Here is a 1833-nt window from a genome sequence, read left to right as displayed (position 1 = left end):
AAACATCGGTATTGCCCGCTGCATCCGTTGCTGTAACTGTTACTTGGGTTGTACCCACAGCAAAGAAACTTCCTGATGCCGGTGAACTTACTATCGAGACAACTGAACAATTATCTGTTGCTGTTGGAGTGAAATTCACTATGGCGCCGCATTGTCCTGCATCATTATTAACTGTAATATCTGATGGACAGCTTACTACTGGATCTTCAGTGTCATTTACAGTTACATCAAAATTGCAAACATCGGTATTGCCCGCTGCATCTGTAGCCGTTACTGTTACTGTTGTTGTACCCACAGCAAAGAAACTTCCTGAAGCCGGTGAACTTACTATCGAGGCAACTGAACAATTATCTGTTGCTGTTGGAGTGAAATTCACTATGGCACCACATTGTCCTGCTTCATTACTTACTGTAATATCTGATGGACAGCTTACCACTGGATCTTCAGTGTCATTTACAGTTACATCAAAATTGCAAACATCGGTATTGCCCGCTGCATCTGTAGCCGTTACTGTTACTGTTGTTGTACCCACAGCAAAGAAACTTCCTGAAGCCGGTGAACTTACTATCGAGACAACTGAACAATTATCTGTAGCTGTTGGTGTGAAATTCACAATGGCACCACATTGTCCTGCATCATTATTAACTGTAATATCTGATGGACAGCTTACCACTGGATCTTCAGTGTCATTTACAGTTACATCAAAATTGCAAACATCGGTATTGCCCGCTGCATCCGTTGCTGTAACTGTTACTTGGGTTGTACCCACAGCAAAGAAACTTCCTGAAGCCGGTGAACTTACTATCGAGACAACTGAACAATTATCTGTAGCTGTTGGTGTGAAATTCACAATGGCACCACATTGTCCTGCATCATTATTAACTGTAATATCTGATGGACAGCTTACCACTGGATCTTCAGTGTCATTTACAGTTACATCAAAATTGCAAACATCGGTATTGCCCGCTGCATCCGTTGCTGTAACTGTTACTTGGGTTGTACCCACAGCAAAGAAACTTCCTGAAGCCGGTGAACTTACTATCGAGACAACTGAACAATTATCTGTAGCTGTTGGTGTGAAATTCACAATGGCACCACATTGTCCTGCATCATTATTAACTGTAATATCTGATGGACAGCTTACCACTGGATCTTCAGTGTCATTTACAGTTACATCAAAATTGCAAACATCGGTATTGCCCGCTGCATCTGTAGCCGTTACTGTTACTGTTGTTGTACCCACAGCAAAGAAACTTCCTGAAGCCGGTGAACTTACTATCGAGACAACTGAACAATTATCTGTAGCTGTTGGTGTGAAATTCACTATGGCACCACATTGTCCTGCTTCATTGCTTACTATGATATCTGATGGACAGCTTACCACTGGATCTTCAGTGTCATTTACAGTTACATCAAAATTGCAAACATTGGTATTGCCCGCTGCATCGGTGGCTGTAACTGTTACTTGGGTTGTACCCACAGCAAAGAAACTTCCTGAAGCCGGTGAACTTACTATCGAGACAACTGAACAATTATCTGTAGCTGTTGGTGTGAAATTCACAATGGCACCACATTGTCCTGCATCATTATTAACTGTAATATCTGATGGACAGCTTACCACTGGATCTTCAGTGTCATTTACAGTTACATCAAAATTGCAAACATTGGTATTGCCCGCTGCATCTGTAGCCGTTACTGTTACTGTTGTTGTACCCACAGCAAAGAAACTTCCTGAAGCCGGTGAACTTACTATCGAGACAACTGAACAATTATCTGTAGCTGTTGGTGTGAAATTCACAATGGCACCACATTGTCCTGCATCATTATTAACTG

The 1833-nt window shown here is 42.0% G+C and carries 1 protein-coding gene; it reads right to left on the bottom strand.

All coding sequences use genetic code 11. The features are described 5' to 3' along the window. The coding region (locus ACFO5O_RS06080) for an HYR domain-containing protein (protein WP_387961918.1) at positions 1 to 1833 on the bottom strand (1833 nt) is incomplete at both ends.

It is taken from the genome of Geojedonia litorea (genome assembly GCF_042654525.1).
In the GTDB taxonomy this organism is placed as follows: domain Bacteria; phylum Bacteroidota; class Bacteroidia; order Flavobacteriales; family Flavobacteriaceae; genus Geojedonia; species Geojedonia litorea.
The sequence above is the reverse complement of the archived record's forward strand: the minus strand, read 5'-3'. Positions and strand labels throughout refer to the sequence as shown.